The sequence below is a fragment of the Pseudomonas sp. AKS31 genome, assembly GCF_023634765.1.
GTDB lineage: Bacteria > Pseudomonadota > Gammaproteobacteria > Pseudomonadales > Pseudomonadaceae > Aquipseudomonas.
The window spans coordinates 209,476-215,614 of record NZ_JAMLFX010000008.1; the positions used below are offsets into that span (position 1 = coordinate 209,476).

A 6,139-nucleotide genomic window follows, 5' to 3' on the forward strand; every position below is an offset into this window, starting at 1 on the left:
GTCATGAAAGTCGGGGGTGAATCAGCGCTTGGTAATCACCACCTCCAGATATTCACTCGGCACCACCAGCGAACCCTCTCCCGCCCGATTCAACCGATTGAGCAGATCCGCCAGATCACTTTCCAGCGCCTGCCCGCTCGCTGGCGGCAATGCGGCGAAGGCCTTGTGCACCGGCCCATACCAATGGCGAAAGACGTCGATGAAATGCGCCGCCGAGCGATAGCGAAAATTGAAGTCTCGGCGCGTCACGCGCAACAGGAAATCGCGGTCATCGAAATGTTTGTGCAACCAGGCATCGGAGCCCCAATTCGAGGGGGGCTGGGCACCGGCAGGCGGCGGCAGATGCCGGCCAAGGGTCTTGAACATCTGGCCGACGAAACCTTCCGGGGTCCAGTTGGCCAGACCGATCCGCCCGCCACGGCGACAAACCCGGCCCAGTTCGGCAGCGGCCTTGTCCTGATCCGGTGCGAACATCACACCAAAGGTCGACAGCACCGCGTCGTAACTTTCATCAGCGAATGGCAGCGCCTCGGCATCGGCGACCTGAAACGTCACGTCCAGATGCTCCGCCCTGGCACGATCCTGACCACGTTCCAGCAACGCCGCGACGTAGTCGGTCGAGGTGACCCGGCAACCACGCCGTGCCGCCGCCAGCGTCGCGTTACCGTTGCCGGCAGCGACATCCAGCACCTCTTCATCGCAACGCAAGTCGCAGGTTTCGGCGAGGTTTTCGCCGACGATTTGCAACGTCGTGCCGATCACGGCGTAGTCGCCACTGGCCCAGGCGACTTTCTGGCGTTCCTTCAAGGCAGTCAGATCAATCGGGGTACTCATGAGCATGAGCTCCGCAGCAGGTGGGGTCGTTGGTCATTCGGCCGTCGTCGGATCGATGACCGTCATCACCCGCGCCACACTGTTGGCAGGAAACCCACCGAGCCTGGCGTGTTCGCGCACCTGCTCTTCGTCAGGCGCGATGTACACGCAATAGATTTTGTCGGCGGTGACATAGCTTTGCAGCCACTGCACCTGCGGCCCGAGATCACGCAATACCTGACAGGACGTTTGCGACACAGCTTTGAGTTCTGCTTCGGATAGCTTCCCGGCCCCTGGAATCTCGCGTTCAATCACGAATTTAGGCATGGCAACCTCGCGCTCTTGTTATGAGGCAAGGCCGGCAGTGACCCTGCTCGCTCACTATCGCGCCGAGACCGCTCGGCGTCCCTGCCAATCGTCTGGCAACCCCGTAAAACCGGGGGTTTGCCGATGAGCGGTGGAAATCTGTAAAGCGTCTGGAACACCTTGAGGATTGCCAAGGTCGGGGGATTGGTTTCTGATGCCCCCTCGCCTCTGGAACGGACTCGACGGATGTCACTGCAAATCGATTGGCTCGCGCATCACATGCACCACAGCGACCGCTATGCCCAATGGATTCACCAACAATTCCCTTACGAATACGTCGACCAGCCGTTGGCCGAATGGCAACGTGAGTTTGCCCAAGGCCAACGCAATGGTGACTGGTCGTGCCTGATCGCCATGGACGGCGAACACCTGGTCGGCGGTGCGGCGCTGGCACGCGATGACCTTACCCTGCGCCCCGACCTCGGGCCTTGGCTGGCCTGCGTATTCGTCAGCCCTGAAGCACGTGGGCAAGGGTTGGCGGAACGCTTGATTGAAGGGATTTGTCAGGAGGCAAAAACCTGCGGCTTTGCGCGGTTGTACCTGCACACGCAGAACAAGCAGGACTACTACGCCAAACGCGGATGGCAGGTCCTGGAGCGTTTTCGCGCCTGGGACAACGAACAATGGCTCATGGTCCGCGACCTCTGAGCCATTGGTTTTGTTGATCAAGCGGCAGGTGCCTTCGCCTCCTCCAGCAACTGCTGGATCATCTGTTCCTGCGCTTCGTAGCGACCTTCACCGAAGTGGCTGTAACGCACCTGCCCCTTGGCGTCGATCAGGTAATGCGCCGGCCAGTACTGATTGTCGAAGTTGCGCCAGATCGTATAGTTATTGTCGATGGCCACCGGGTAGGTGATGCCGAGTTTTTTCACCTGATCCTTGACGTTGTCGATGATCCGCTCATAGCCGTATTCCGGGGTGTGTACACCGATCACCACGAGGCCGTCCTTCTCGTACTTCTTCGCCCAGTCTTTGACGTACGGCAAGGTGTGCTGGCAGTTGATGCAGTCATAAGTCCAGAAATCCACCAGCACCACCTTGCCGCGCAGGGCGTCTGCGCTCAGCTCAGGCGAGTTGAGCCATTGCACAGCGCCGGCCAATGACGGCATCGCGCCTTTGCCCTGCTCCATCGGCGAATCCGCGCGGACTTTGCTGACGAAGTAGTCGACCACCTTCGGCACGTTTTCCAGCACGCTTTTTTCGACGCTGGCGACGCCTTCAGAGGAGGTGTTCGCCAGCAAGGTTTTGTCGAAACCGGTGGCGATCACCGCCGCCGTCGCCAGTACCGCAACCCCGGCACCGCGGTGCAACCAGCCGGTGAACGGGATCGACGGTTTCAAGCGGTTGACCAGCCCGCGCCCGGTGAAGATCAGTGTGCCCAGCGACAACGCACTGCCGGCGCCGTAGGCCAGCAGCAACAGGCTGGTCTGCGCGTTGGCGCCTTGCAGCATGGCGCCGGTGAGGATCACCCCGAGAATCGGCCCGGCGCACGGTGCCCAAAGCAACCCCGTGGCCACGCCGAGCATGATCGATCCCATCGGCCCAGCCTTTTTCCGGGTGTCCGGGTCGAGGCGGTTGCCGAGCATCACGAACGGTCGCGTCAGCCAGTCACCGACGCGCGCCGAGATCAGCGACAGGGCGAACACGCTCATCACGATCAATGCGACATAACGGCCACTGTTGCTGGCCTGAATCACCCATTCGCTGCTGACCACGGCGAGGCTGGAGATCAGCGCGAAAGTCAGCGCCATGCCGCCGAGCGTCAGCACAATCGCTGCGCGGCTGCGTTGCGCGCCGGCAAACAGAAACGGCACCACCGGCAAAATACAGGGGCTGAGCACGGTCAGCAGACCGCCGAGAAATGCGATGAGGTACATAGTGAGTCACCCTTGATCAATGAATGTGACGAGCATTCAGACGCTCTGGCTTTCCAGCCAATGACTTTGCGGCGTACGGCTGGCGCCATTCTCGGCAAACATCTGGCCCTGCGGCGTGCGGCTGGAGCCATCAGCGGCAAACATCTGGCCTTGTGGCGTACGACTGGAACCGTCAGCCGCAATCAGGCCATCGCTGCCCTGCTTGGCCACCGGCGTCAGTTGAAAGCAGCTGCCGCTGTTGCAGCTATGCTGTTCAACCGCAGCGTTGGCATGGGCGGCGACACCGGCCAGGGAGAAAGCAATGGCGGTCAAAAAGCGCGATACGTTGTTCATGGTTGTGTTCCTTCTATAAAGAGTGGGTCTGATTGCCGTTGATGACTCAGTTGTCGTTGTTGCAACCGTCGGCAAATTTGCTGTAATCGAGCACGCGGGTTTTGCCGGCCGAATCGAGGTAGGTCATGCGGGCCTCGACGATGCCGCAAGCCACCGAGTTGTCCTCCTTCAGCGAGATCACTTTCTGGATATCCAGGTGGGTGCCGTAGGTGTAGGTTTGCGGGGTGGCGGCGGCTTCGGCCCGGGCCGACAAGGTGCAGACGTTCAGGGCGGCAAACAGGCAGGCGGCGATAACGGATTTGTTGATCATGGCGGTACTCCTCAAGGCTTCAGTGGGTTTGAGCCGAGGCGATCTGTGTGGGCCTCGATGGAGCCTATTTGAAGCTTGCGAGGTATCGCCTCTGTGTCAGGAACGGGCACGTTTCAATCGCTGTGTATCCCTGCCATCGAGGGATACACAGCGATACAAAACCCTGAAAAATTCCCGATTTTGCGTTCCCGTGTATCCGCCGCCACGGCAGATACACTGCAATACAAAGGCACGCAGGCGAGCCATTGAAGGCTCTATAGACTGCACGGCATTCCCCTTCTGACTGAGGCTTGAACCGATGGATCATGTCGATCACATTCTCATCGTCGACGACGACCGCGAGATCCGTGAGCTGGTGGGCAACTACCTGAAAAAAAACGGTTTGCGTACCACGGTGGTCGCCGATGGCCGGCAGATGCGCAGCTTTCTCGAGGCCAACACCGTCGACCTGATCGTGCTCGACATCATGATGCCCGGCGACGATGGCCTGCAGTTGTGCCGCGAATTGCGGGTGGGCAAACACAAGGCCACGCCGGTCCTGATGCTGACCGCCCGCAACGATGAAACCGACCGCATCATCGGCCTGGAAATGGGCGCCGACGATTACCTGACCAAACCGTTCGCCGCCCGCGAATTGCTCGCGCGGATCAACGCCGTGCTGCGCCGCACGCGGATGCTGCCGCCAAATCTGGTGGTCACCGAGGCTGGTCGCTTGCTGGCTTTCGGCCGTTGGCAACTGGACACCTCGGCCCGTCACCTGCTGGACAAGGACGGCACCATGGTAGCCCTCAGCGGCGCCGAATACCGTTTGCTGCGGGTGTTTCTCGATCACCCGCAACGGGTGCTCAGCCGCGACCAACTGCTCAACCTGACTCAGGGCCGTGATGCCGATCTGTTTGACCGCTCGATCGATTTGCTGGTCAGCCGTTTGCGTCAGCGTCTGCTGGATGATGCGCGTGAGCCGGCCTACATCAAGACCATGCGCAGCGAAGGTTATGTATTCTCGCTGCCGGTCGAAATTCTCGGTGCTCCGGCATGAGCGTCAATCTGCACTGGCCGCGCACCCTCGCCTCGCGCCTGTCGCTGATTTTCCTGATCGGCCTGCTGCTCGCTCAGGCGCTGTCGTTCGGTGCGCAATATTACGAGCGTTACCAAAGCGCAAAGAACACCATGCTCGGCAATCTGGAAACCGACGTTTCGACCTCGATTGCGATCCTCGATCGCCTGCCTGCCGAAGAGCGTCCCGACTGGCTCGAGCGTCTGGCGCGAAAAAATTATGGCTACCTGTTGAGCGAAGGCGAACCGGGCACGCCGATCGACGCCGGTGATGTGCCGGTGGCGGTCACCTCGATCACTGAAGCCATTGGTGAACGCTATCCACTGACCTTCACCGATATTCCCGGACCGAAGAAACACTTTCAGGGCCATCTGCGCCTGAGCGACGGCAGCCCGGTGACCATCGACGTGCGCCCCGCCATGGTCCCGCTGTCGCCCTGGTTGCCGGTGGTCTTGCTCGGCCAACTGGCGTTGATGATCGCCTGCACCTGGCTGGCCGTGCGCATCGCGATCCGCCCGCTGACCCGGCTTTCCAATGCCGTGGAAACTCTTGACCCCAACGCCCACCCGATCCACCTCGACGAAAGCGGCCCGAACGAAGTGGTCTACGCCGCGCGCGCATTCAACGCGATGCAGGCGCGCATTGCCGCTTACCTCAAGGAGCGCATGCAATTGCTGGCGGCGATTTCCCATGATCTGCAAACGCCGATCACGCGGATGAAACTGCGCGCCGAACTCATGGACGATTGCGCCGAGAAAGACAAACTGTGGAATGACCTCAGCGAGATGGAACACCTGGTGCGCGAAGGCGTGGCGTATGCGCGCAGCATCCATGGCTCGACCGAGGAAAGCCGTCGCACCAACATGGATTCCTTCCTCGAAAGCCTGGTCTTCGACTATCAGGACATGGGCAAGCAGGTGCAACTGGTCGGCAAAAGTGCGGCGGTCATCGACACCCGCCCCCATGCGTTGCGCCGAGTACTGGTGAACCTCACCGACAACGCGCTGAAATTCGCCGGCGCCGCCGAAGTCTGGGTCGAGGCCAACAAGGGCAGCCTGGCGATCACCGTCATGGATCGCGGCCCCGGCATCGCCGACGCCGAACTGGCGCAGGTGCTGCAACCGTTCTACCGCGTGGAAAACTCGCGCAATCGCGATACCGGCGGCACCGGGCTGGGACTGGCCATCGCCCAACAACTGGCCATGGCCTTGGGTGGTTCGCTGACCTTGAGCAATCGCGAGGGTGGCGGGTTGTGTGCGGAGCTGAAACTCCCCCTGCACTCCTGATAACAGCGAAAATCCCTGTGGGAGCGAGCCTGCTCGCGAAGGCGTCCTGTCAGTCGATGTTCAAGTTGACTGACAGATCGCTTTCGCGAGCAGGCTC

Annotated in this window: 8 protein-coding genes; 3 read left to right on the forward strand and 5 right to left on the reverse strand. The window is 60.8% G+C overall.

Going from position 1 to position 6,139, the window contains the following annotated elements; translation table 11 throughout:
* Positions 1-21: 21 nt before the first annotated feature.
* Together M9827_RS20100 and M9827_RS20105 are read right to left on the reverse strand one after the other, a co-directional pair.
* Positions 22-834 (reverse strand): class I SAM-dependent methyltransferase, encoded by an 813-nt coding sequence (locus tag M9827_RS20100; RefSeq protein WP_250606797.1) that lies wholly within the window; start codon positions 832-834, stop codon positions 22-24.
* Positions 835-867: 33 nt separating this feature from the next.
* The gene (locus M9827_RS20105; RefSeq protein ID WP_250606798.1) at positions 868-1,140 is read right to left on the reverse strand and encodes a DUF4242 domain-containing protein; all 273 of its coding nucleotides are present in this window, start codon (positions 1,138-1,140) and stop codon (positions 868-870) included.
* A gap of 225 nt (positions 1,141-1,365) precedes the next feature.
* On the opposite strand from M9827_RS20105, the gene M9827_RS20110 reads away from it, so the two are divergent.
* On the forward strand, positions 1,366-1,827 hold the full coding sequence (locus M9827_RS20110; protein ID WP_250606799.1) for a GNAT family N-acetyltransferase: 462 nt from the start codon (positions 1,366-1,368) through the stop codon (positions 1,825-1,827).
* A gap of 17 nt (positions 1,828-1,844) precedes the next feature.
* On the opposite strand, the gene M9827_RS20115 is transcribed toward M9827_RS20110, so the two are convergent.
* Genes M9827_RS20115 through M9827_RS20125 form a run of 3 tightly spaced genes read right to left on the reverse strand, consistent with a single transcriptional unit; the run spans position 1,845 to position 3,699 of the window.
* Positions 1,845-3,056 (reverse strand): cytochrome c biogenesis protein DipZ, encoded by a 1,212-nt coding sequence (locus M9827_RS20115; protein ID WP_250606800.1) that lies wholly within the window; start codon positions 3,054-3,056, stop codon positions 1,845-1,847.
* A 36-nt stretch (positions 3,057-3,092) separates the two neighbouring features.
* Positions 3,093-3,389, reverse strand: coding sequence for a hypothetical protein (locus M9827_RS20120; protein ID WP_250606801.1), 297 nt, complete (start codon positions 3,387-3,389; stop codon positions 3,093-3,095).
* 46 nt (positions 3,390-3,435) lie between these two features.
* On the reverse strand, positions 3,436-3,699 hold the full coding sequence (locus M9827_RS20125; RefSeq protein WP_250606802.1) for a DUF2790 domain-containing protein: 264 nt from the start codon (positions 3,697-3,699) through the stop codon (positions 3,436-3,438).
* A 298-nt stretch (positions 3,700-3,997) separates the two neighbouring features.
* Between M9827_RS20125 and M9827_RS20130 the strand changes: the two genes are divergently transcribed.
* Both M9827_RS20130 and M9827_RS20135 read left to right on the forward strand, forming a co-directional pair.
* The gene (locus tag M9827_RS20130) at positions 3,998-4,738 is read left to right on the forward strand and encodes a response regulator (RefSeq protein WP_250606803.1); all 741 of its coding nucleotides are present in this window, start codon (positions 3,998-4,000) and stop codon (positions 4,736-4,738) included.
* Entirely contained in the window at positions 4,735-6,042 is a 1,308-nt protein-coding gene (locus M9827_RS20135; RefSeq protein WP_250606804.1) for an ATP-binding protein, read from the forward strand. Before M9827_RS20130 ends, M9827_RS20135 begins: the two co-directional genes overlap by 4 nt.
* Positions 6,043-6,139 lie beyond the last annotated feature (97 nt).